Origin of the sequence: Hoeflea sp. EC-HK425 (assembly GCF_902498795.1) — a bacterium.
Classification (GTDB): Bacteria; Pseudomonadota; Alphaproteobacteria; order Rhizobiales; family Rhizobiaceae; genus Hoeflea; species Hoeflea alexandrii.
Genome location: NZ_LR701572.1, coordinates 3,063,206 through 3,086,770 on the forward strand (window position 1 = coordinate 3,063,206; position 23,565 = coordinate 3,086,770).

The window sequence follows — 23,565 nt, forward strand, 5'->3', positions numbered from 1 at the left end:
GGGGCTTCCCCCTCGACCCCTCACTGATGAGAGGTTCATTCATATACAAACATCATCTTCACCAGCGGTCAAGGCATTGTTTCGTTGTTATCTGAAACAATTCTGCGTATATGAATTGAACAATTCATGGAGAAACAAATGGATACGGAAGATGACCGCTACAGGGCGCCGGCGCTCGACAAGGGGCTCGACATTCTCGAGCTGCTGGCCGAAATCGACGGCGGATTGACCCAGGCGGAGATCGCCAAGCGGCTGGGCCGAAGCCCGAACGAGTTCTACCGCATGCTCGACAGGCTGGTGCGCCGCGGCTATGTCACGCGGCTTGACGGCGACCGGTATTCGCTGACGCTGAAACTCTTCGGCCTGGCGCAGCTGCATGTCCCGGTGCGCCGGCTCGTGTCCTATGCCACCCCGTTCATGCGCGAGCTTGCCGAGGAAACCCGGCAGGCCAACCAGCTCGCCGTCTTCGACCGCGGCTCCGTCGTGGTGGTGGCGCAGCAGGAGGCGCCCGGCTACTGGGGCATCTCTATCCGTGTCGGGTCCCACATCAGCCTTTACGACACCGGCTCGGGCCATGTTCTGCTCGCCTTCCGTTCCCAGGACGAGCGGCTGATGATGATCAACGAGTACTCCGCCAGCGGCGAGCATCCGACGTTGGAAAACGAGTTCTTCGAACGTCTCGACCAGATCCGGGAGCGCGGCTACGAGATCATGCCGAGCGCCCAGACCGCCGGCGTGTTCAACCTGTCGGCTCCGGTACTCGGCCCCGATGGGCGTGCCATTGCGGCGTTGACTATCCCCTATATCAGCCTGGTCAACGTGCCCCAGGCTCCCGAGATGGCCGAAACCGAGGCAATGCTGACGAGGACCTCACGGCAGCTGTCAAAACTGGCCGGAGCAGATTTCGAACTGCCAAGCTAATTCTTATTTGAATAATCTATTTCCCTATGGGAGCATGTCTTTTCTGGCCGGACAGGGCAAGCCAACGCATTCGAGGAGGAAACCGGATGATCATCGACACCCATCTGCACGTCGTCGACCCCTGGACGCTCGACTATCCCTGGCTGGCGACAGTGCCGGCGCTGAACCAGGCCTGGCCCTATGCGGCCTATGAGCTGGAGGCCCGCCGCGCCGGCATCTCGCGCACACTGCACATGGAGGTCGATGTCGCGCCGGAGCGGATCGAGGACGAAACCAATTATATCGACACGCTTGCGCACCGTCCCGACAGCCTGATCGCCGGCGCGATCGCCTCCTGCCGGCCGGAAGAGCCGGAGTTCGCGGCCTATCTCGACCGCCAGCGCCGCAACCCGCTGGTCAAGGGCTTCCGACGGGTGCTGCACGTGATGCCGGATGAAGTGTCCGAACAGCCGTTGTTCAGGGACAACATCAAGCGCATGTCCGGCTCCGGCCTGACCTTCGATCTGTGCATGCTGCCGCACCAGTTGCCCAACGCAATGGCGCTGGCGGATCTGGCGCCCGACGTCACCTTCATCCTCGACCATTGCGGCGTTCCCGACATCAAGGGCGACGCCCGTCAGCCGTGGCAGGACAACATCACCGAGCTTGCCAGACGCCCCAACGTGGTGGCCAAGATCTCCGGCGTTGTCGCCTATGCCGATCCCGACACCTGGATCGCCGACACGTTGCGGCCCTGGGTCGAGCACACGATTTCGAGCTTCGGTTGGGACCGGGTGGTCTGGGGCAGCGACTGGCCGGTCTGCACGCTCGGCGGCGGGCTTCTGGCCTGGGTCGCGGCAACGCATGCGCTGATCGACGGCGCCAGCGCGGAGGAGAAGCAGAAGCTGCTCTCCAGCAACGCCCGGCGGATCTGGAGCCTTTAAGGGCTAACCTCTAAAGCCCGAATTCAGCCCTGATCGCGGCGCTGTGCTCGCCGACACGGGGCGCCGCGCGGGTTGATTTCGGCCGCTGGCCGTTGACGCGGATCGGCGAGCGGGTGGTCAGGATGGAGACATTGTCGTCGCGCTCGACCCGCTGCAGCATGTGGAGCACCTCGAAACCCTCGCTTTGCATCAGGTCGTCCCAGTCAAGCACGCGCGAGCACCAGATGTCGGCGGGCTCAAGGATCGCCAGCCATTCATCGACCGTTTTCGTCCTGATCCTGTCGGCAATCAGGCGCTTAATCTCGTCGCGGGCGGTGAACCAGGATTTCGGATCGGTGGCATAGGGCGCCAGTGCATCGAGTTGCAGCAACTCCTGAAGCCGCGGGATCGGCGTCATGGCGATAGCCAGAAAGCCGTCACTGGCTTCGTAGACACCGTAGGGTGCGGAGAGATAGGCGTGGGCGCTGCGAAAGCCGGAGCGTTTGGGCATGCGCCGCCCGTCGTTGAGATAGGTGGTGAGAACCTCGAACTGGAAATCGACCAGCACTTCGAGCAGGCTGGTTTCGACATGGCTGCCGCGGCCTGAAATGCCGCGCTTGACCAGGGCTGCGAGAATGCCCTGCGCCGTGGCGGCGCCGGCCAGCATGTCGCCGACCGCGAGCCCCATCGGCACCGGACCGTCACCATCATTGCCGCTCAGCCACATCACGCCAGAGCGGGCCTGGGCGAGAAGATCCTGCCCCGGCCGTTTGACCCAGGGCCCCTCCTCGCCATAGCCGCTGATCGACGCGTAGACCAGTTTCGGGTTTATGGCGCGAACGGTCTCGTAATCGAGCCCGAGGCGTTCGATCACACCGGGGCGGAAATTCTGGACAAGCACATCGACCTTGCCGATCAGCGCGCGCAGCACCTCAAGATCGGCCTCGTTCTTGAGGTCGATGGCAAGGCTCTCCTTGCCGCGGTTGATGGCGTGAAAGATCGTCGAATCGCCGCCGATCTCGGTGTCGCTGAGATAGAGCGAACGCGAGAGGTCGCCGGCTTCCGGGCGTTCGATCTTGATGACGCGGGCGCCGAGGTCCTGAAGCCGCAATGTTGCATAGGGGCCGGACAGGAACTGGCTCATGTCGAGAATGACGAGGCCATCCAGGGGCAGGTCGGTATCTGTTGTCATGATGTCTTTTCGGTGCTGCCGGCGAAATCCGCCGGGTTTTTGTACTTCACGGTCTGGAGATGCTCGCAGTAGAGAACCAGTTCGCCCTCACCCTTGAACACTTCGTAGCTGGCGCGGATCAGCCCCATGTCCGGGTAGCGCGGTTTCTTGTCGAGGTTGCTGCGCACGGTGTAGATGGTCTCGCCGATGAACACCGGCTTGATGAAGCGCAGCTTGTCATAGCCATAGGAAAACGCGTTGACGCAATTGGTCGCGACCAGGCCGAGCCCGGCGGAAAACACGAAGGCGCCGGCAACCAGGCGGCGACCGAACAGGCCTTCGCTCTCGGCAAACATCTGGTCCTGCACGTAAGGATGGATGTCGACCACGAGGGTGTTGAACATGTGGCTTTCGCCCTCGGCGATGGTCCGACGCAGCGACCGGATCCGGTGGCCAGGCTGCCAGTCCTCGTAAAACCAGTTCTCGGCGTTCCAGACCGGCAGCTCCGCATGCTCCTGGGGCATGTTGCGCGGCTGCGTGCTGGCAATGCCCACCGTGGGCTCGAACGAAGATCCCATGACTCCTCCCAAATTCCTATTTGAATAATATATTCACATATGGATTAGGCTGACAAGAGGCTGGCATTGAAGCGCTACGACTGATCCGGGTGGAACCTTTTGGCGTAGGTCGGAATAGAATACGGCGGCAGGCGTCGGCGACCGCGAAACGGGACGGTATCTATGCCGGAATGCGGGGTTGTTAACTCTCGCCGACTATGCTGACTGACTATCGAAAAAGTAACTCGTCGGGAATCGACCAATGATCAGAAAACTTCGCTTCGCCGCTGCCCCGCTTGTCGCACTTGCAGTCATTGCACCCCAGGCACAGGCGCAGGATGCCAGCGGACCGGGCATTTCCTTCGAACTGGGAGCGGCAGGCAAACTGACGCCGCGCTATTTCGGCGCCAGCAAGCTGGTGCTTTCACCGGTTCCGCTGTTCCGTCTCAAGCGTCTGGAGTTTCCCAACGGGTTTGCCATCGGCGGCGGTTCCGACGAAGGTTTCTCGCTGAGCCCGTCAATCGACGTGATCGGCAAGCGTTCGACCAAAGATTCGCCGGAACTGACCGGGCTCAACACGATCAACACCGCGGTCGAACTGGGAGTCGCTGCCAAGTACCAGATGGGCAATTTCCGGGTGCTGGGCGCCGTCCGGCAGGGGCTGGGCGGACACAAGGGTGTGCGCGCGGAACTCGGCGCCGACGTTATCGTCAAGCCCGATGATCAGTGGACGTTCCATGGCGGTCCACGCCTGAACTTCGGCAACTCAAAGTTCACCAACACCTATTTCGGCGTCACCCCCGCGGAAGCCTCGGCGCTCTACCCGGCCACGACAGCATCGGGCGGTCTCTACAGCGCCGGTCTGGAAGCGGGTGTTCGTTTCCAGGTTGATGACTACTGGGCCGTGGAAGCAAGTGCAGGCTGGTCGCGGCTGACCGGCGACGCGGCAAGGTCACCGATCACCGCTCAGGGCTCGAAAAACCAGTACAGTGCCTCCTTCGGCGTCGTTCGCCGTTTCGATATCGGCTTTTGAGATCATGCCGGTCTCGTTCAGGGACCGGCAGACAAGCTGACCGGTCGCACAGTAGCCGCTGCATCCTGATCCCGATCAACGGTAGGGCATACTAAAGAGTTGCCCCGCCGCCATCCTCCGGCGACACCGGATCCGCAGACAACCGTGCGAGCGCTTCATCAAGATGTTTGAGATCGTCTCCAACATCATCGTCACCGACCATCGCACTCTCGGTTGCAGCACGCATTTCGGCCCGGGCCGCTTCGCGCATACGCTCAAGCCGGTCGATCTTTTCGGCATTTCCCAAATCCGGATCTTCGAGAATGGTCCTGATATCCGCCTTGACGTCCTGATGGGGCATGGCACTGATCCTTTCACTGACAGTGGATCTTATGATTGACGGATTTCTCCGCCTGTCGGGCCAACGCGGCAGCATCCGCATGGTTCCGACCGATTTTACACACTTGACCCAAGGCACGGCGCAGACCGCTTCCGATTGCTACGCGCAAGTCTTGCGCGGTAATCATTTCGAAAAGACGTTATGATTCGGGATCGAACCCTGCTGCGCTCTGAACCTCTTATGGCTCCGCAGCAGAGCAATGCCAGACATGTAGTCAAGCTGACGCATTGCCGTTTGGGTCCCTCAGACAAACAGCGAGTCGACATGATACTCAGTCCCGATGACCATGATTTTTTCAAAAGCGAAGGGTATCTGCTGATCAAGGGGTTTCATGATCACAGTTCTGAAATCATGCCCATCCAGCGTGACATTCACGAGATCATCGGCCTTGTCGCGCAACGGCACGGGATCAAGCTGCCGGAGCGTGCGTTCACCCCCGAAAGTTTCGATGAGGACTATTACACCCTGCTGGCCGAAGACCGCCGCTATGCCAGCGAGGTCTACGATCTCACCAAGCAGATCCCGTCATTCCTTCGCCTGATCTCGAACGAACGCTCGGAAGCCCTGTTCCGCGAACTGCGCCAGACTGAACATGCAGGGATTGGTGCCGCTTCCTACGGCATCCGGATCGACAATCCGAACGAAGACAAGTTCCGCTCGCACTGGCATCAGGAATTCCTGTTCCAGCCGCAAAGCATTGATGGCATCGTCTTCTGGACGCCGCTCACACCGGTACGCGCCGACATGGGACCAGTGATCATTCTTCCCAAGTCGCACAAGGACGGCCTTTGTACCTACAGCAAGGCCACCACATATGCGAACAAGCAGGGCGCCTATCAGATCGGCATTCACGACGAGGATGCGGTGGTCTCCCGCTATGAGCATATCGCGCCGCTGACTGAACCGGGCGACCTGCTGCTGATGGATTTCCTGACCATACACGGGTCGGGCGAAAACCGCTCGAAACGTTCAAGATGGTCGATTCAGAGCCGATTCTTCAACTACCGGGATCCGGTCGGCATGAAGCTTGGCTGGAAAGCCTCGATCACCACCGGCACCGAGGTGGAAAAGCTTTTCCCGGAAAATTTTGTCAGCAGCGAGCAGCCATGATGCTTTGCAACGTCTGTCACACCGAACTGGCGGATCCGGTTTACCGCGGGGGCGCAAACACCTCGATCACCACCATGAACAAGGTGGTGTCGGGGCAGACGCGAATATTCCATTGCCGGACCTGCGATCACGTCCAGACCGAGGAACTGCCGGATCTCGAGCGCTATTATGCCGAGGAGTATTCCATCAATGAAGATGGCGTGGATGACGACCAGCTATACGAGATAAGAGACGGCAGGGAGATCTACCGCTCCGAGCATCAGGCAGCAGTTCTGCTGTCCAAGATCGACCTGCACAACAATCCCAAGGTTCTCGATTATGGCTGCGCGAAGGGGGCAACCCTGAGGCGGGTTGTCGAGGCCAACCAGTCGGTCGAGCCTTACCTGTTCGACGTCACCGACAAGTATCAGCGCTATTGGCGCGACTTCCCAAGGCCGGCGCAATGGGCCTCGCACACTCCCGATCCGGCATGGTCGGGCACGCTGGACGTGGTGCTCTCGTTCTACGCGCTGGAACACATTCCCCATCTCGGCGCCGTCCTTAGGGACATCAGGGCGCTGCTGCGCCCGGGCGGCCTGTTCTACTTCATCGTGCCCAACCTCTACGCCAACTGGGCCGACTTCATCGTGGCCGATCACGTCAACCATTTCAGCCCCGGCTCCCTTGCCATGATGCTGGCAAGGGCAGGCTTCGGCGACATAGAAATCGATGACAGCTCCCACGCGTCAGCCTTCGTGGTCACGTGCCGCAGAACAGAGACAGCTCCCGAGGCGATTTCAGACGCACCGGCATCGAGCCAGGCTGTCGAGGAACTGGCCACGTTCTGGTCAACCGCGAGGCAACGGATCAGCGAGCAGGAGGGCGGAGTGGCGCCCGATGCGAGGTTTGCGATCTATGGCGCCGGCATCTATGGCAATTTCATTCTTTCGTGTCTTGCCAACCCGGGCCGGGTTGCCTGTTTTCTGGATCAGAACCGGTTTCTGCAAGGCAAGGAGCTGAACGGGGTCCGGATCGTTCACCCGGCCGATGTTCCAGACGATGTCGCCGCGGTTTTCGTCGGCCTGAACCCGCTCAATGCGCGACGGATCATCTCCTCCGTGGAGAGCCTCAAGTCGCGCGATGTTCCCTGCTTCTTTCTGAATTGAGGCCTTGCTTCCGGAGTTGACGCCAATGGAAAATCTGGACGCCGTCGCGGACAAATATCTCGCCGAGCCAGCCGTGGAGATCGAGAACGATCTGATCATGAACTGGTATCCGGAACGGATCGCCAACCGCACAGGCCATGTCGGCTCTGTTCTGGAACTTGGGCTGGGACATGGCTACACGGTTCCCTATTTCGTCAAGATGGCCGACCATCACGAGGTTGTCGAAGGGTCACAAAGGGTCATCGATCATTTCCGCGCCAAGAATGCCTGGTACCAGGGCCGGCTCGTCCAGGACTATTTCGAGACCTACACGCCCGACCGCCTGTTCGATGTGATCGTCATGGGTTTCGTGCTCGAACATGTCGATGATCCGAAACTGCTGCTTGAACGCTACCGGTCGTTTCTCGCCCCCGGTGGCAAGATCTATGTCGCCGTGCCCAACGCCAAATCGCTCAACCGCAGGCTCGGGCTGGAGATGGGCATGATCGACAACATCTACGATCTCAACGCCACCGATCACCAGTTGGGCCACAAGCGCAACTACTGCCGCGACAGCTTGCGTACCGATGTCGAGGCAGCGGGCTATCGCACGACCCTTGAAGAGGGCATCTATCTCAAGCCGCTGCCATTGGGGGTCCTGAAAACGCTCGACGACATGGACGCCAATCTGCAGGCGATGCTGAAGGTCGGCGTCGATTTTCCCGATCTCTGCGTGGCGTTGCTGTTTGAGCTTGAGGCCACAGGTGGCTGAGCATTCGCCGGATCGCCATACCATCGCGGTGACCGGTGTCGGCGCGCTGATCGGCCAGGGCATCGCCCGGTCGCTGCGTCCGGCAGGCCGGGCCCGGATCGTCGGCATTGACCGACGCATCACGCCTTTCTCGCAGAGCTTCTGTGACATCTGCTTACAGAAGCCCGAGGCAGACGAGGCTTCCGAAGCCTATCTCGATTTCTGGCGAAACCTGGTACGCACTCACTCCGTCGACCTGATCCTGCCCGGGCTCAGCGTCGACATGGAATTCTTCAACACACATCGTGCAGCCTTTGACGAGATGGGCGTGCCGGTTGCCCTGAACCGGGCGGAACTGATCGAGCTGTGCGCCGACAAGTTCGATTTCTACACCACCTACCGAGCGGCCGGCTTTCCGGCCATTCCATCGGCAAGGCCGGATAGCTGGGAAAGCGCGGTGTCGGAACTCGGACCGGCTCCGCTGCTGCTCAAACCGCGTCGCGGCGAAGGATCGTCCGGTATTGTAAAGCTTCACGATGAAGTGGACTTCGCGTACTGGACCCGGCGCAACGGCGACAACTGGCTGCTGCAGACAATCATCGGGACAGATGCCGACGAATACACCGTGGGGCTCTACGGGCTGGGCGATGGCACCTACGCCGGACCGATCATCATGCGCCGGCGGCTGACGCGCTCGGGGCACACCGGCGAAACGGAGGTCATGGATCACCCGGCCATCGCCGAGCTGACCGGCAGGATCGCTCGCCATTTCAAACCCGTCGGGCCGACAAATCTGCAGTTCCGGGTTCAGGACGACATACCGTACCTGCTCGAAATCAATCCCCGGTTTTCAAGCAGTTGCTCGCTCCGTGCCGCCTTCGGCTTTGTCGAGGCAGAAATGTGCATCGACGATCTGCTGGAAGGCAGACGTCCGGGTGTCCCGCACATTCGCCGCGGAACCGCACTTCGCTACAACGAGGATTTCATCGCACATGTTGGCGATACTCTCTGATATCCACGCCAATCTGGCAGCCCTCGAAGCGGTGCTTGAGGATGCGCGGGCGCGCGGCTGCGATGACTTCATCTGCCTTGGCGACGTCATCGGCTACAATGCGGAGCCCGAGGAGTGCTGTCAGCTGCTGATGCAAAACGGGATTCCCAACATTCTGGGCAATCATGACAGCTACATCACCACCGGCGAAAACTGCACGCGGTCCCAGGTGGTGGCCTCGATCATCGATGATCACCGCAGCCGGCTTTCTCCCGAAAGCATCGCCTGGCTCGCCCGTTCATCGTCTTACATACGCAACGGAGACATCCTGATGGTCCACGGCGGACCGGACGATCCGCTCGACCAGTACATCCGGGAGATCGATGCAACGATGTTTCCCGATGGGGTGAACGTGATGCTTGCCGGGCATACCCATGTCCAGTTTTCCCACCGCTTCGGAGAAAAGCTATTCTGCAATCCAGGCTCCGTCGGCCAGCCGCGCGACGGTGACCCGCGTGCCGCCTATGCGATCTGGCATGAGCGAACACTGAGCCTGCACCGCGTGGAGTACGATATCGACCGGACGATCTCGGTCATGCAGGCACGCGGTTATGAGCCGTTTCTTGCCCGCGGCTTGCCGATCGGCGCCCAGATCAACGGCAGGGTGGATACGATCCTGGTCCGCTGACGGGCAGATCGGTCATGCCCGTTTCAGGGCCCGGCGGGTCGACAGCAGCAGATTGGTCTCGCTTGAGGTGATGCCCTCGAATCTGCGGATGCGGACCAGCGTGTCATCGAGCTCCTGAAGCGTGTCGGCCGCCAGTTCGACAATCAGGTCCCAGCGGCCATTGGTCGAATGCACCGCCTGAACCGCCGGCATGCCCTGCAAATGGGCAATGATCCGTTCCGTTCCCCTGCCCTCAATCCCGATCATGGTCAGCCCCCTGACCGGCGCCGCGGTCACGTCGGCGCGGGTGAGCACGGTGAAGCCTGCGATCTCGCCGCTGGCAACCAGCCGTTCGATGCGGCTGCGAACCGTGGCGCGGGCCAGTTTCAGCTTCGCCGCGAGATCCGAAATCGACGCCCGCCCATCGCGCCTGAGCGCCGCAATCAGGCGAATGTCGATATCATCCAGTGTTGACATGTTCACCTGCCGATCTGATCAATGATGTTTTCGTTTTGAGAATACCTGATGCCTCGTTCTTGGCAAAGAGGGAAACATTTCGTTACCAAGGCGGTATCACGCCCGATTTCGCCTCGCGATCCTTACCAAAATGGCAAACCTGATTGACACAAACAGTGTTTTGGTGCCCGGAACGGGCAAACTTTCCATTTCAAACGCCAGCCGCCTCTGCGACGGATCATCCGAACAGAGGACATCCGATGAACCAGCATTGTATTTTGGTCGGCGCGCCCGTCGACAGCGGTCAATCCAATCCAGGCTGCCTGATGGGTCCGGCGTCCTACCGCGTGGCGGGCCTTGCCGGAACGCTTTCCGAACTCGGTTGCAGCGTCGAGGACCGCGGCGATGTCGCACCACGAGTGTCTGAAGCAGGGACCTGTACCAATGCAGCGGTGCATCACCTGGGCGAGACGATTTCCTGGACGCAGGCCCTGGCTGATGCGGCAGAGCAGGCGATGGCGGCAGGGTTCCCGATCTTTCTGGGCGGCGACCACAGCCTTTCGCTTGGCACAGTCGCCGGGGTGGCGGCCCACGCCAGAAAGCACGCAAGGCCATTGTTCGTGTTGTGGCTCGATGCTCACAGCGATTTCCACACGCCGATGACCACCCGCTCGGGCAACCTGCACGGCACGCCGGTTGCCTATCTCGCCGGACTTGCAGACTTCGAGGACTTTCCGCTGTTCCCGGACCCGGTCCCGGCCGACCGGATCTGCCTGTTCGGAATCCGCTCGGTCGATCCCGACGAGCGCACGGCGTTGCGCCGTCACGGAATCACGCCGGTCGACATGCGCGAGCTCGACGAGCGCGGCTTTGTCGCGCCGCTGAGCGCGTTCCTTGACCAGGTGCGGGCTGCCGACGGGCTTTTGCACGTCTCGCTCGATGTCGATTTCCTCGATCCGTCGATCGCGCCGGCCGTGGGCACCACCGTGCCCGGAGGGGCGACCTTCCGCGAAGCACATCTGGTCATGGAGATGCTGCACGAATCGGGCCTCGTCAGTTCACTCGACCTGGTTGAGCTCAATCCGTTCCTCGACGAGCGCGGCCGCACCGCGCGGCTGATGGTCGATCTCACCGCCAGCCTGATGGGGCGGACCGTTTTCGACCGCGTCAACCGAAGCCTCTGAGTTCGGCACCCATCCCTCTTTCCAATACCGGAGACGACAATGACCCCTCCTTCGCACCTGGCCTATGTGCCCTTCATCAGCGTCGAGAACATGATGCGGCTCATTCACTCGATCGGCATCGAGACAATGCTGAGAGAACTGGCGGACGCTATCGAGCACGACTTCACCCGCTGGCCGCTGTTCGACAAGACGCCGCGGGTCGGCAGCCATTCCGAAGTGGGCGTAATCGAACTGATGCCGACCTCGGACGGCGATCTCTACGGCTTCAAATATGTCAATGGCCACCCGTCCAACACCAAGCAGGGGCTGCAGACGGTGACCGCTTTCGGTCTGCTGGCGCAGGTCTCCTCGGGCTACCCGGTGCTGCTTTCGGAGATGACCGTTCTGACGGCGCTCAGGACGGCCGCGACATCGGCAATGGCGGCGCGGCACCTGGCGCCGAAGGGTGCCAAGGTGATGGCGGTGATCGGCAATGGCGCCCAGTCGGAATTCCAGGCACTGGCTTTCAAGGCGGTGGTCGGCATCGAGGAAGTCCGACTTTACGACATCGACGCGGCGGCGACCGCCAAATGCGCCCGCAACCTCGCAGGATCCGGGCTGAAGGTGACCCGCTGCCAGTCCTCCCAGGAGGCGATGGAAGGCGCGCAGATCGTCACCACCTGCACCGCCGACAAGCAGTACGCCACCATCTTGACCGACAACATGATCGGCGACGGCATCCATATCAACGCGATTGGCGGCGATTGCCCGGGCAAGACCGAGTTGCACAGGGACATCCTGCTGCGCTCCGACATCTTTGTCGAATATCCACCCCAGACACGGATCGAGGGCGAGATCCAGCAAATGCCCGAGGATTACCCGGTAACCGAGCTGTGGCAGGTGATCAACGGAGAGGTTCAAGGCCGGAAATCGGCTTCGCAGATCACGCTGTTTGACGGCGTCGGCTTTGCCATCGAGGATTTCTCGGCGCTGAAATATGTCTACCAACGGGCCCTGAAGACCGGCCACTTCCAGCAGCTCGACATGATCGCCGACCCGGACGATCCGCGCGACCTGTTCGGCATGTTGCACCGCGCCGGCGATGCAGCCTGACAGGCAAGGCTGGAGCAGGTTGCGGCACCTGCCTTGGCGAAAGCGGTGACACGGGGTATGGACGGTCATGACCAATCCTGACCCCGAAACCCCGCCGATCCGCCTGCTTGTCGATGCCGATGCCTGCCCGGTGCGCGAGGAATGCGTTCGGGTGGCGCTGCGCCACGATATCAAGGTGACCTTCGTGTCCAACAGCTATTTCCGGATCGAGACCGATCCGCTGGTGGAGCGCGAGATCGTGCCGGGCAATTTCGACGCGGCTGACGACCGCATCGTCGAGCATGTGACGAAGCGAGCCGTGGTGGTGACCGCAGACATCCTGCTGGCGGAGCGCTGTCTGAAGGCCGAGGCGGCGGCGGTGATGAGCCACACCGGCAAGCCATTCACCCATGATTCCATCGGCATGGCCGTGGCGACACGATCGATCATGGCGGACCTGAGAGCCGGCGGCGCACAGGTGGGCGGGCCGGCGCCGTTTTCCAGGCAGGACCGGTCGCGTTTTCTCTCGGCGCTCGATCTGGCCCTGGTGCGGTTGAAGCGGCACGGCTGAGCGCGCGTCCGGGCCCTGCCATTTTCGCCCCAGACATTTTCACCAAAGACATTTTCGCCCCAGACAAGACAATCGGTCCGGCTTTCCATTTCTTCTGGACAATCTTCTCCGCGCGGGCTCAATTGATGCGAACAGCTTACCGGGGATAGATTTCATGGCCTATGTGGACATGCTCAAGACATTTGTGCGCGTTTACGAGCTGGGCAGCATGTCGGCTGCCGCGCGCGATCTGCGGGTTTCGGCTGCGGTCTCCTCGAGCCGGATTTCAGACCTTGAGAAAAGCCTTGGCGTACGGCTGTTCAACCGCACCACCCGCAGCCTTCGCGCCACGGCGCATGGCGAACTGTTCTACAAGGGTGCGATCAAGATCCTCGACACGATCCGCGAGGTCGAAGGCGGCATTGCAGAAATCACCGCCCAGCCAAAAGGGACACTTTTCATCTCGGCACCGCTGGCGCTCGGCAAGAAGCTCGTGGCGCCACTGATTCCGGCCTTCAAGGCGGAGTATCCCGACATCAATGTCCGGCTCCGATTGTCCGACCGCAAGGTGGATATTGCCCAGGAGGGCCTCGACGCCGCCTTCGTGCTCGGGCCGTTGCCCGATTCGGATCTCAGGGTGCGGGCGATCCACGAGTTCGAACGCCTGCTGGTTGCCTCGCCTGGCTATGTCGAAACGCACGGCATGCCCGACAGCGGCGACGAGATCATGGCCAGCAAGCACAAGTGCCTGCTGCTCCGCTATCCCGGCGCAACCGAGTTCTACTGGAACCTGCTGGTCGACGGTGAAGTGCGCGCCTACCATCCCGAAGGATCGCTGGAAAGCGATGACGGCGACGTGCTGACGGCCTGGGCGCTGGCCGATTGCGGCATCGCCAGCAAGACCCGCTATGACGTCGCCGCAGATCTTGACGCCGGCCGCCTGGTGCAGGTGGCCAAATCCACACCGCAGACGCCGCAACCCTTCTCCTGCCTCTACCCGCACAAGCGGCTGCAGGACCCGAAGGTCAAGCTGTTCATCGATCACGTCATCAAGGGAATCCGTGCCGAGATAGACCGGGCCGCGGCTTCAACATCTTCTGGAAAAATTTGAAACCGAACTGCATTTTCTTTGCATACTATGGGTTTTGAAATCCGGATACAGCCAACCGGATGCAGTCGTCCAGGAGACAGATGATGAGTGAGCACATGCCGTCGCAGCTTCCGGGTTTCGCGCGAAATTCGGTCAATCTCGCATCGGCGGGCCTTGGCGCGAAGGGCATCCATGTCACCGACGAGTTCTTCGCTCCGCTTGAACGCATGCTGCAGGATCAGCCGGCCGTATTCATCGAAGACAAGTACGACGACCACGGCAAGTGGATGGATGGCTGGGAAAGCCGCCGCAAGCGGGTGCTGGGCCATGATTTCGCTATCATCCGGCTGGCGGTCGCCGGGCGCATCGACGGCTTCGATGTCGACACCTCGCACTTTACCGGCAACTATCCGCCGGCTGCCCGCATCGAGGCCTGCAATGTGGCGGGCGATCCGGACGAGAGCACCGAGTGGACCGAAGTCCTGCCGACCTCGCCGCTGGGACCGAGCGCCCACCATTATCTCTGGTCCAACTCTTCGGAGATCTTCACCCATGTCAGGCTGCACATCTATCCCGATGGTGGTGTGGCGCGGCTCAGGGTCTTCGGCCAGCCGTTCCTCGACCGGTCGAGGGTCGGTAACGGAGACATCGAACTGTCGTCGGCGCTCAATGGCGGACGCATCGTCGGATTCTCCGATGCCCATTACGGGTCCTACCACCGGCTGCTGGCGCCGGGGCGCGGCGAGAACATGGGCGACGGCTGGGAGACAAGCCGCAGGCGGGTTCCGGGCAATGAATGGATCGTGATCGCGCTCGGGGCGCGGGGCGTGCTCTCCGGCGCGATCGTCGACACCGCCTACTTCAAGGGTAATTTTCCCGACATGTGCTCGATCCAGGCTGCGGACATGAGCGAATTCGGCACCGATGCGGGCGATGCCATCATCACCGCGTCGATGTTCTGGCCGGAACTGATTACCCAGCAGAAGCTCTCGGCGGATCATGTCCATGATCTTTCCGCCCATATTCGCGACATCGGGCCCGTCACTCACGTGCGACTCAACATCTTCCCGGACGGTGGGGTCAGCCGCCTGAAATTGACAGGACGTCTCGCCTGAGCGCGATGACGGCAGGATAACAGCATGCACATTTCTTTGTGGAGGCAGCAACCGGGACATCGATAAGCGGAACACAGATCGTTCTGCCCACATTTTTGGAAGGTCGACAGAGACTGGCAATTCAGCCGGTTCGCAGCATGGGGGGCAGCGAACCGGTGGGACAAGCGCCCCTGAGGGAAAAAGGACCAACCCAATGGCAGACTCATCAATTGGAACCGCAGAACAGCTGCGGGATCCGAACTACACGCCGCCGCTTATCAAGGCCGTACCGCTGGGCATCCAGCATGTGCTGGCCATGTTCGTTTCAAACGTCACGCCGGCCATCATCGTTGCCGGTGCCGCCGGTATCGGTTTCGGCTCGGATCAGGGCGCGCTCGGCTTCCCCGACATGACCTACATGATCCAGATGTCGATGCTGTTCGCCGGTATCGCAACCCTGCTGCAGACCATCGGCATGGGCCCGGTCGGGGCGCGGCTGCCAATCGTGCAGGGCACCAGCTTCGCCTTCGTTCCGGTGATGATCCCGGCGGTCGCGGGCCTTGGCACCGCCGGTCTCGCCGGCCTTATGACCGGTGTGATGATCGGCGGCGTGTTTCACTTCTGCCTCGGCTTTTTTGTCGGCCGCATCCGCTATGCCCTACCGCCGCTGGTGACCGGACTGATCGTGCTGATGATCGGTCTGGCGCTGGTCAAGGTCGGTGTTCAATATGCCGCCGGCGGCGTGCCGCTGATGGGCAAGCCCGAATTCGGCAGCCTGGCGATGTGGATTCCGGCCTTGGTGGTGATCGTCGTCACGCTTGCGATCAAGTTCTTCACGCGTGGTTTTGCGGCCGTGGCGGCCGTGCTGATCGGCATCGTCGCCGGTTACATCGTGGCGCTGATGATGGGCCAGGTGAACTTTGGAAACCTGGCGCGGGCCAGCTATTTCGCACCTCCGATGCCGTTCAAATGGGGCTTCGAGTTCAACTTCGCCATCGTGCTGGGCATGTGCTTCATGGCCGTGGTCTCGGCGATCGAAACCGTGGGCGACACCTCAGGCATCACCAAGGGCGGGGCCGGGCGTGAAGCCACCGACAAGGAGATCGAAGGCGCGACCTTCGCCGACGGTCTTGGCACCGCGGTCGCCGGCGTCTTCGGCGGCCTGCCCAACACGTCGTTCTCGCAGAATGTCGGCCTGGTCGCCATGACCGGCGTGATGAGCCGTCACGTGGTGACCATCGGGGCGCTGTTCCTTATCGCCGCCGGCTTCATCCCGAAGGTCGGTGCTGTCATCAACACCGTGCCGATCAACGTGCTTGGCGGCGGCGTCATCGTGATGTTCGGCATGGTCTGCGCCGCGGGCGTCAACATGCTCTCGGAGGTCAAGTGGAACCGCCGCAACATGGTGATCTTCGCCACCGCTCTGTCGATCAGCCTCGGCCTGCAGCTGGTGCCGGAAGCTCTGCAGCACCTGGGCAAGACCGCCCAGATCCTGCTGACCAGCGGCCTGCTGCCCGCAGCCCTGATCGCGATCGTGCTCAACCTGGTTCTGCCCGAAGATCTCGACGACTGAGACCGGCAGAAACCCTGATCGCAAACAAGCCCCCGGTTTCGGCCGGGGGTAAGAAACAAGAGAGGCCGGAGCATCAAGCCATGCTCCGGCCTCTTTGGTGTCGGTATCCGGGCCGGCGAGGTCCGGTTGACGATCTCAGGCGGCGCTTTGCGCTGCCAGGCGAATGGCCGAAATATTGCTCGCCCAATCTTCCTCGCCCGCACCGTTGAACACCGCGGAACCTGCGACCAACACGTCAGCACCGGCAGCGGAGACCAGCGGGGCGGTCGCCGGGGTGACGCCGCCGTCGATCTCGATATGGATCGGACGGGCGCCGATCATCTTTTTCACCCGCGCCACCTTGTCGACCACCGACGGGATGAAGGCCTGGCCGCCGAAGCCGGGGTTGACGGTCATCAGCAGGATCAGGTCAAGCCGGTCGAGCACATATTCGATGACGTTTTCGGGCGTCGATGGGTTGAGCGACACGCCAGCCTTCTTGCCGAGCGCGCGGATTGCCTGCAGCGAACGGTCGAGATGGGTGGTCGCTTCGGCATGAACCGTGATGATGTCGCAACCCGCATCGGCGAAGGCCTCGAGATAGGGATCGCAGGGCTCGATCATCAGGTGGCAGTCGAACACCGCCGTGGTGCGCGGCCGCACGGCCTTGATGATGCCGGGGCCGAAAGTGATGTTGGGGACGAAGTGGCCGTCCATCACATCGAGATGGATCCAGTCGGCGCCGGCGCGCATGACGCCTTCGATATCATCTCCGAGGCGGGAGAAATCCGCCGACAGGATGGACGGGGCGATCAGGATGGGCTTGGACACTGTGGACATGGGCGCTTACCTCGGATTGGGAGCGGCCGTGCCTGATGGCCCCGGCCCGTTGGAATGCGGTTTGCCCGATCAGACGCGCCAAGGTCAAGACGGCTTTGGATCATGCCTGTGCAAAGCCCTGCGACCTCTTGCCCGAATCATGCGGCACGGGGCAGGCTTCCGCGGCAAGCAACCGGAGCCCACGATGTCCAGACCACCGATCAGCCATTCCATCGTCTTCATCTACACGAGCGATCTCGAGCGCGGCTCGCGGTTTCTGCGCGAGGTGATGGAACTGGATTTCGTGGTCGATCAGGGCGCCTGCCACATCTACCGGCTGACGCCGCTGAGCTATATCGGCATTTGCAATCTGCCCGACCGTCCGCAGGGTACGGCGGGGGTGACGCTGACCATCGTGTCGCCCGATGTGGACGGCTGGCGCGATTTCCTCGAAGCCAAGGGCGTCACCTATGTCAGCGGGCCTGAGCACAGCGAGGAATTCGGCGTCTACTCGTCGCTGTTTCATTCGCCCGACGGCTACCGCGTCGAAATCCAGAGCTTCGACGATCCGGAGTGGGACAAGGGCAATGTCGGGGGCAGCATCGGCTGACACTGCCCTGCCCTGCGATAGGTAGAAACCGGATCAGAACCGGATCGGCTCGCGGGTCATCTCCAGATGCAGCATGTCGCCACTCCACGGATTGGCTTCGCAAACCGCCTCGTCGAGTTCGACACCCAGGCCGGGCTCATCCGACGGGATCACGTAGCCGTCCTGCCACTCGATCTTTTTCCTGAGCACCTCGGCGTAGAAGCCGTCCCAGGTCTTGATCGACTCCAGCACGAGGAAGTTGGGCAGGGTGGCGGCAAGCTGAATGTTGGCGGCAGCGACCAGCGGGCCGCAATAGCAATGCGGCGCGATCTGGATGCCGAAGGCCTCGGCCATGCCGGCGATCTTCTTGGTCTCGAGAAGCCCGCCTGAGCGGCCAAGGTTGGGCTGCAGTATCGCCGCGGCGCGGGTTTCGATGACGCGGGCGAACTCGTGCTTGGTGACCAGCCGCTCTCCGGTCGCCACCGGGATGGACGTTGCCCGCGCAACTTCGGCCATGGCCGCGATCTGATCAGGGGGCACCGGCTCTTCGAACCACAGCGGATCGGCGGCCTCGATGGCGCGGGCCATGCGGATGGCACCGGCGGCGGTGAACTGACCGTGGGTTCCGAACAGGATATCGGCGCGGGTGCCCACCGCCTCGCGCACTGCCTTGACCATGCGGGCAGAGCGATCGATGTCGGTCAGAAGCGGCTGATGCCCGCCCTGGACCCGATAGGGCCCGGCCGGATCGAACTTCACCGCCGTGAAGCCCTGGCGCACGGCCTCGATAGCCGCCGCGGCGGCAAGATCCGGATCATTGTAGACGTTCTTCGGGCTGTCGGTGGACAGCGGGTCGGCGCTGCCGGTGGCAGGATAGAGATAGGTGTAGGAGCGAAGTCCCTCATGCACCCGTCCGCCAAGCAGCTTGTGCACCGGCTGGCCCGCTTCCTTGCCGATGATGTCCCAGCAGGCCATTTCCAGCGCCGAGCAGCAGGCCATCATGGTCATGTCGGGGCGCTGCGAGAAGCCGGAGGAATAGCAGAGCCTAAAGAAATTCTCGATGTCATGCGGATCGCGGCCGACCAGATAACGTGCGGCGACATCCTCCATCAGCCTGGCGGTCAGATGCGGATCAAAGGCCGCGTCATAGGCTTCACCATATCCGACGACGCCGCCGTCGGTGACCAGCTTGACGAACAGGAAGTAGCGCCCGCCGGTCTGCGGCGGCGGGTTGGCCACCACAAAAGTCTGGACATCCTTGATCTTCATGACGTGCTCCGCAATCTCAAATCGACTTCAAAAACGACCCGGCGCAATCGATCAGGTATCGGCAGCAAAATCCAGCCCATTCGAATTCATTCCCGGCCATTTTGCCGCTCAAACCGGCATACGGCGCGAGGACAAGGATCGGGCAAGCTTGACCTGACAGGGTTGGATCAGCCAGGGCCTCACGTGAAGAAGCTACATGATTCAACTTTCCATCTGTCTGCCCACACGCAACAGGCAGAAATACTGCATTGAAACGATCCGCGGTCTCGCCGCGAGCGATGCAACCAATTTCGAAGTCATCGTCGGCGACAACTCCGACGATGGCTCGATCCTGTCCGATTACTTCACAAACGAGCTCAGGGATTCCCGTTTCCGCCTCATAGGCCCGGAAGAGACGGTTCTTGCCATGGTCGACAACTGGGAACGGCTGGTCGGAGAGGCAAAGGGGCGCTGGCTTTCGGTCATCGGTGACGACGACCATATCGACCCGAGGCTTGTGCAGTTGCTCAAATACTACGAGCGCACCTATCCGGAGGTCGAGGCGGTCAGCTGGGCGCGGATGAGCTTCAACTGGCCGGACAATCGTCCGGAACCGGCGCTTTCGGTGGTCCCGGTCGCCCATGATACCTATGTGGCGGTGAAATCGATCGTCCAAGACCGGCTTTACCGCTGGAGCGAAGGCTCGAAACGCCCGGCAGTGGGTTTCGGCATCTACCATGCCGCGGTACGCAAGTCGGTGATGGAACGGATCAAGCGGAAATATGGCGGGCGCTTTTTCGAGCATCCGGTGGTCGATTACGAAAGCAGCTGCAAGATCATCCGGGAAGCCAAGGTGCTGGTGCACTGCCAACGACCGTTCTCCGTGCTCGGGGCCTGCAATGCATCCAACTCCGCGGGCACGAAGTCCCGTGAAACCATGATGAAGCGGGTCGACACGTTCAAGGCGGAAACCAGGGGCAAGGTCGACATGGACGACCCGGTTTTCCCGTTCCCGATCAGCGATCCCGGTGCCTCGATCTGCTCATCCGTCGCCTCCACCACCTACTGGTTCTGCCGGGCTTATGGGATCGACCTCACCGGCTTTCCAGAGAACTTCGCCCGCGCTGCGATGGATGAACTGGGCGGGACGGTTGTCGAGGAAGATTACAATCTCAAGAAGGCGTTCTTCGAACGCGGGTTTGATGCCTGGGAAGGCGGGAAATGGCGGGAGCATTTCAAGCCGCAGCCATTCTGGGGCAACCGCTCGCACAACGAACTTTGCGGGGTTCTCAAGGACTATCTCTACATCCGCGAAGATGTGCCGCCCTCGGAAACACCGGCCGACTTCTATCATTTCGGTGAAGCGATGATCATGCCGGTCGAGAACGTGACCTCCGGTGCCCGGGTGTTCGCACGATGACCCGGCTGACCATCTGCATCCCTACCCGCAACCGCCAGCACTACGCCATGGATGCCGCGCGTCACATGCTGGCCTCGAAGCGGGACGACTTCGAGATCCTGATCGGAGACAATTCCGATGACGCCGCTCCGCTGGCAAGCTTTGTCGCCGAGATGAACGACAGCCGGCTGCGCTTGCTGCCTCCGGAAGAAAAGCCGCTGGCGATGCAGGACAACTGGGAACGGATGCCACAGCATGCACGCGGCGAATGGATCAGCATCATCGGCGATGACGACTACCTCGACCCGGACCTGTGCGAGGTGTTGCGGCTGACCACCCAGCGCGTGCCCAACGCCGATGCACTTACCTGGGGCCGGTCCTATTTCGTCTGGCCCGAAGCGCGATCGCATCGCGAGATCACCCGGATCCCCACCGGAAGCCATCTGATGCACATGGAGAAGAAGGATCTCATGCGCAAGATGTTCTTCTGGGAAGATGCCAAGGACCGTCCGGCCTGCCCGTTCGGGATCTATCATGGCGCGCTCAAGAAAGACCTCCTGGAGAGGATCAGGAGCGCCTTCTCCAATCGCTATTTCGAACATCCCAATGCCGACTACGACAGTATCTGCAAGACGGTGATGATGGCCGACATGTGCATCTACTGGGAACGGCCGCTTTCCGTGTTCGGCGCGTGCGCGGCATCCAATACCGCCGGCCTGCGCGACACCGCCGTCGGGCTGGAACGCATTCGCACCGTTCGCGAGGAAAACCAGTCCCAACTGGAAGCAGCCGACTTTCCGTTTCCGATCGAGCTCGGCATCACGTCTTCGGTGGCGCATGCGGTGGAATGGTTCAAGCAGCGCTACGGCATCGAACTGAACGGCTGGGAAGAAGGCTTCATCAAGGCCTGCGCCGGGGACTGCGAAAGCCAGACCGACCGGGCAAGGTTCGAGGAGAAAAAGGCGGGCTATGCGGCCGCGATCAAGCAATGGCGCGGCACCCAGGCGCTCAAGCTGTTCAACCCGGCCTTCAAGCACCGCCCCGATGTACCGAAATTCATGGGCCACGCCGAAGCTCATCTCAATTTCGACATGGGCATCGGAAACGCGCAGACGGCTGCGGAGTTCTATAACCTCCTGAACGGCATGCTTTTCCCGGTGCGCCTACTGGAAAGCCGCCTGAACGATGCCTGACGCGTTTCTCCGGCGCCGGCTTGCGCGCGATGCAACACCGTCCGGACCCCCGACATGACGGGGCGGCGTGTTGTCATCAGCCAGTCCATGTATTTCCCCTGGGTGGGCATGCTCGAGCAGATCAGCCTTGCCGATACGCTGATCCACTACGATGACGTCCAGTTTTCAAAGGGCAGCTTCAGCAACAGGGTTCAGGTCAAGTTGCCAAACGGACCATCCTGGATGACGGTACCGCTTCACGATCACCATATGGGACAGACGATCGAGGAGGTCCAACTGCAACCAACCGGTCCCTGGCGTGCCCGGCATCTCGCCATGCTGGAGCAAAGCTTCGCGGGAGCACCTCATGCCGCAGATGCTCTGGAACTTGCCAGCCGAGTGATTGACGGCAATCACGCCACGCTGGCCGATCTGGCGCGCGACAGCATGCTGTCTCTTTGCAGCTATTTCGATCTGGACAAGACTACGCGGTTTGCAGATGCCGGTGACTTCGGAATAGGCGGGTCCGGAAGCGTCCGGGTACTGGAACTGGTCAAGGCTGTCGGTGGTACGGACTACATCACCGGGCACGGGGCGAAGAACTATCTCGATCACCGGATGTTTGAGGCCGAGGGTATCAGCGTCTCGTACATGGATTACCAATGCACGCCCTACCCGCAATCACATGGCGCCTTCACTCCCTTTGTGTCGGCTCTGGATCTGGTGGCTCATTGCGGCCGAGGCGGACTGACAAAAATCGCGTCCCAGACACGGGACTGGAAGGAGTTTGTGAATGAACCCCAATGATGCATTCCGCGCTGAAGTCGAGGCCAACATCGATGGTCTCATGGAAGACACCGATCTGCAGGCCCTCTCGCGGGTCTGGATCCGGGAAGCCACACCCTACAAATGGTCTTATAACTTCTCCTGGTTCGGGCGGCCGGCGATCCAGCTTCCAAATGACGCCTGGGCGTTGCAGGAGCTGGTCTGGAAAGTCAGGCCGGACCTGATCATCGAGACCGGCATTGCCCATGGCGGATCGCTGATCTACTCGGCGTCGCTGCTGGCGCTGCTGGACCTGTGCGATGCCACCGAAAAGGGCGAAATGCTCGACCCGCGCAAGCCGAAGCGCAAGGTGCTCGGCATCGATATCGACATCCGCCAGCACAATCGCGATGCCATCGAGGCGCATCCGCTCTTCCCGCGTATCGAGATGATCGAGGGCTCAAGCATTGCCGAAGAGACGATCACGAAGGTTCGCGAGATGGCGTCGGGCTACAAACGAATTCTGGTATGCCTCGATTCCAATCACACCCATGACCATGTTCTGGCCGAGCTTGAGGCCTATGCGCCGATGGTCACGCCCGAAAGCTACTGCATCGTTTTTGACACATTGATCGAAGACACCCCGGCATGGCTTGGCGGTGAGCGTCCCTGGGGTCCGGGAAACAGTCCGAAATCGGCGGTTCATGCCTATCTCAAGAACAATCCGGACTTCGAGATCGACAGCCGCATCGACAAGAAGCTGCTGATCACGGTGGCACCGGACGGATTCCTCAAGCGCATCGGCTGATTCAGGCCCAGGCAACCAGACCAAAAGCGCGAAAATTCCGGTTTTCTGACCAGAAATCGCGTCAGACCGTGACTATCACTAGGTGAACAATCTTTAAATCGATTGAAAAACTGAAAACCTCCGGCAGTCCAACTTTTCCTGTTCCGGCTGTTTAAAAACACG

The 23,565-nt window shown here is 61.2% G+C and carries 26 protein-coding genes; 20 read left to right on the forward strand and 6 right to left on the reverse strand.

The window, feature by feature from the left end:
• Positions 1-138: 138 nt before the first annotated feature.
• Positions 139-921 (forward strand): IclR family transcriptional regulator, encoded by a 783-nt coding sequence (locus SPHINGO391_RS17510; protein ID WP_152010043.1) that lies wholly within the window; start codon positions 139-141, stop codon positions 919-921.
• An 86-nt stretch (positions 922-1,007) separates the two neighbouring features.
• Complete coding sequence (locus SPHINGO391_RS17515; RefSeq protein ID WP_152010044.1) at positions 1,008-1,844, forward strand: amidohydrolase; 837 nt, start codon at positions 1,008-1,010, stop codon at positions 1,842-1,844.
• Positions 1,845-1,854: 10 nt separating this feature from the next.
• Here the strand turns inward: SPHINGO391_RS17515 and SPHINGO391_RS17520 are convergent, their stop codons facing one another.
• Both SPHINGO391_RS17520 and SPHINGO391_RS17525 read right to left on the reverse strand, forming a co-directional pair.
• Positions 1,855-3,015, reverse strand: coding sequence for a CaiB/BaiF CoA-transferase family protein (locus SPHINGO391_RS17520; RefSeq protein ID WP_152010045.1), 1,161 nt, complete (start codon positions 3,013-3,015; stop codon positions 1,855-1,857).
• On the reverse strand, positions 3,012-3,572 hold the full coding sequence (locus SPHINGO391_RS17525; protein WP_152010046.1) for a MaoC family dehydratase: 561 nt from the start codon (positions 3,570-3,572) through the stop codon (positions 3,012-3,014). Before SPHINGO391_RS17525 ends, SPHINGO391_RS17520 begins: the two co-directional genes overlap by 4 nt.
• 241 nt (positions 3,573-3,813) lie before the next feature.
• Here SPHINGO391_RS17525 and SPHINGO391_RS17530 point away from each other — a divergent pair, with 241 nt between their 5' ends.
• Positions 3,814-4,584 (forward strand): MipA/OmpV family protein, encoded by a 771-nt coding sequence (locus SPHINGO391_RS17530; protein WP_152010047.1) that lies wholly within the window; start codon positions 3,814-3,816, stop codon positions 4,582-4,584.
• Positions 4,585-4,675: 91 nt separating this feature from the next.
• On the opposite strand, the gene SPHINGO391_RS17535 is transcribed toward SPHINGO391_RS17530, so the two are convergent.
• A complete protein-coding gene (locus SPHINGO391_RS17535) occupies positions 4,676-4,924 on the reverse strand; it encodes a hypothetical protein (RefSeq protein WP_152010048.1) in 249 nt (82 codons plus the stop codon).
• Here SPHINGO391_RS17535 and SPHINGO391_RS17540 point away from each other — a divergent pair.
• From SPHINGO391_RS17540 to SPHINGO391_RS17565, 6 genes are all read left to right on the forward strand, one after another.
• Positions 4,923-5,108: a hypothetical protein gene (locus SPHINGO391_RS17540; protein ID WP_152010049.1), complete on the forward strand. Its 186-nt coding sequence runs from the start codon at positions 4,923-4,925 to the stop codon at positions 5,106-5,108. The two genes, SPHINGO391_RS17535 and SPHINGO391_RS17540, sit on opposite strands and share 2 nt — an antisense overlap.
• 119 nt (positions 5,109-5,227) lie before the next feature.
• Positions 5,228-6,073 (forward strand): phytanoyl-CoA dioxygenase family protein, encoded by an 846-nt coding sequence (locus SPHINGO391_RS17545; RefSeq protein ID WP_193217334.1) that lies wholly within the window; start codon positions 5,228-5,230, stop codon positions 6,071-6,073.
• Positions 6,070-7,218 carry a class I SAM-dependent methyltransferase gene (locus SPHINGO391_RS17550; protein WP_193217335.1) on the forward strand — a complete coding sequence of 383 codons (1,149 nt, stop codon included), beginning with the start codon at positions 6,070-6,072 and terminating at the stop codon, positions 7,216-7,218. Before SPHINGO391_RS17545 ends, SPHINGO391_RS17550 begins: the two co-directional genes overlap by 4 nt.
• 25 nt (positions 7,219-7,243) lie before the next feature.
• Positions 7,244-7,969 carry a class I SAM-dependent methyltransferase gene (locus SPHINGO391_RS17555; RefSeq protein WP_152010052.1) on the forward strand — a complete coding sequence of 242 codons (726 nt, stop codon included), beginning with the start codon at positions 7,244-7,246 and terminating at the stop codon, positions 7,967-7,969.
• Positions 7,962-8,960 (forward strand): ATP-grasp domain-containing protein, encoded by a 999-nt coding sequence (locus tag SPHINGO391_RS17560; RefSeq protein ID WP_193217336.1) that lies wholly within the window; start codon positions 7,962-7,964, stop codon positions 8,958-8,960. The genes SPHINGO391_RS17555 and SPHINGO391_RS17560 overlap by 8 nt, the downstream gene beginning before the upstream one ends.
• Positions 8,941-9,627, forward strand: a complete 687-nt coding sequence (locus SPHINGO391_RS17565) for a metallophosphoesterase family protein (protein ID WP_152010054.1) — start codon at positions 8,941-8,943, stop codon at positions 9,625-9,627. Before SPHINGO391_RS17560 ends, SPHINGO391_RS17565 begins: the two co-directional genes overlap by 20 nt.
• Positions 9,628-9,639: 12 nt before the next feature.
• Here the strand turns inward: SPHINGO391_RS17565 and SPHINGO391_RS17570 are convergent, their stop codons facing one another.
• The gene (locus SPHINGO391_RS17570) at positions 9,640-10,074 is read right to left on the reverse strand and encodes an Lrp/AsnC family transcriptional regulator (protein ID WP_152011612.1); all 435 of its coding nucleotides are present in this window, start codon (positions 10,072-10,074) and stop codon (positions 9,640-9,642) included.
• Positions 10,075-10,322: 248 nt separating this feature from the next.
• Here SPHINGO391_RS17570 and rocF point away from each other — a divergent pair, with 248 nt between their 5' ends.
• The 6 genes from rocF (at position 10,323) to SPHINGO391_RS17600 (ending at position 16,624) form a co-directional block, all read left to right on the forward strand.
• On the forward strand, positions 10,323-11,246 hold the full coding sequence (rocF, locus tag SPHINGO391_RS17575; protein ID WP_152010055.1) for an arginase: 924 nt from the start codon (positions 10,323-10,325) through the stop codon (positions 11,244-11,246).
• Positions 11,247-11,285: 39 nt separating this feature from the next.
• Entirely contained in the window at positions 11,286-12,338 is a 1,053-nt protein-coding gene (locus tag SPHINGO391_RS17580; protein ID WP_152010056.1) for an ornithine cyclodeaminase, read from the forward strand.
• A 67-nt stretch (positions 12,339-12,405) separates the two neighbouring features.
• Entirely contained in the window at positions 12,406-12,888 is a 483-nt protein-coding gene (locus SPHINGO391_RS17585) for a YaiI/YqxD family protein (protein WP_152010057.1), read from the forward strand.
• 154 nt (positions 12,889-13,042) lie between these two features.
• Positions 13,043-13,978 carry a LysR family transcriptional regulator gene (locus tag SPHINGO391_RS17590; RefSeq protein WP_152010058.1) on the forward strand — a complete coding sequence of 312 codons (936 nt, stop codon included), beginning with the start codon at positions 13,043-13,045 and terminating at the stop codon, positions 13,976-13,978.
• Positions 13,979-14,061: 83 nt separating this feature from the next.
• Positions 14,062-15,072 carry an allantoicase gene (alc, locus tag SPHINGO391_RS17595; protein ID WP_210385792.1) on the forward strand — a complete coding sequence of 337 codons (1,011 nt, stop codon included), beginning with the start codon at positions 14,062-14,064 and terminating at the stop codon, positions 15,070-15,072.
• A 193-nt stretch (positions 15,073-15,265) separates the two neighbouring features.
• On the forward strand, positions 15,266-16,624 hold the full coding sequence (locus SPHINGO391_RS17600; RefSeq protein ID WP_152010060.1) for a nucleobase:cation symporter-2 family protein: 1,359 nt from the start codon (positions 15,266-15,268) through the stop codon (positions 16,622-16,624).
• A 135-nt stretch (positions 16,625-16,759) separates the two neighbouring features.
• Here SPHINGO391_RS17600 and rpe read toward each other — a convergent pair whose 3' ends face one another.
• Complete coding sequence (gene rpe / locus SPHINGO391_RS17605) at positions 16,760-17,434, reverse strand: ribulose-phosphate 3-epimerase (RefSeq protein WP_152011613.1); 675 nt, start codon at positions 17,432-17,434, stop codon at positions 16,760-16,762.
• A 193-nt stretch (positions 17,435-17,627) separates the two neighbouring features.
• Between rpe and SPHINGO391_RS17610 the strand changes: the two genes are divergently transcribed.
• Positions 17,628-18,032, forward strand: a complete 405-nt coding sequence (locus SPHINGO391_RS17610) for a VOC family protein (protein WP_244615229.1) — start codon at positions 17,628-17,630, stop codon at positions 18,030-18,032.
• 33 nt (positions 18,033-18,065) lie between these two features.
• Here the strand turns inward: SPHINGO391_RS17610 and SPHINGO391_RS17615 are convergent, their stop codons facing one another.
• Positions 18,066-19,280: a mandelate racemase/muconate lactonizing enzyme family protein gene (locus SPHINGO391_RS17615; protein ID WP_152010062.1), complete on the reverse strand. Its 1,215-nt coding sequence runs from the start codon at positions 19,278-19,280 to the stop codon at positions 18,066-18,068.
• A gap of 196 nt (positions 19,281-19,476) precedes the next feature.
• On the opposite strand from SPHINGO391_RS17615, the gene SPHINGO391_RS17620 reads away from it, so the two are divergent.
• Genes SPHINGO391_RS17620 through SPHINGO391_RS17635 form a run of 4 tightly spaced genes read left to right on the forward strand, consistent with a single transcriptional unit; the run spans position 19,477 to position 23,403 of the window.
• Complete coding sequence (locus tag SPHINGO391_RS17620) at positions 19,477-20,679, forward strand: glycosyltransferase family A protein (RefSeq protein ID WP_152010063.1); 1,203 nt, start codon at positions 19,477-19,479, stop codon at positions 20,677-20,679.
• Positions 20,676-21,851, forward strand: a complete 1,176-nt coding sequence (locus tag SPHINGO391_RS17625) for a glycosyltransferase family 2 protein (RefSeq protein WP_152010064.1) — start codon at positions 20,676-20,678, stop codon at positions 21,849-21,851. The genes SPHINGO391_RS17620 and SPHINGO391_RS17625 overlap by 4 nt, the downstream gene beginning before the upstream one ends.
• A gap of 54 nt (positions 21,852-21,905) precedes the next feature.
• Positions 21,906-22,637, forward strand: a complete 732-nt coding sequence (locus tag SPHINGO391_RS17630; RefSeq protein WP_152010065.1) for a WbqC family protein — start codon at positions 21,906-21,908, stop codon at positions 22,635-22,637.
• Positions 22,624-23,403, forward strand: coding sequence for a cephalosporin hydroxylase family protein (locus SPHINGO391_RS17635; RefSeq protein WP_152010066.1), 780 nt, complete (start codon positions 22,624-22,626; stop codon positions 23,401-23,403). The genes SPHINGO391_RS17630 and SPHINGO391_RS17635 overlap by 14 nt, the downstream gene beginning before the upstream one ends.
• Positions 23,404-23,565 lie beyond the last annotated feature (162 nt).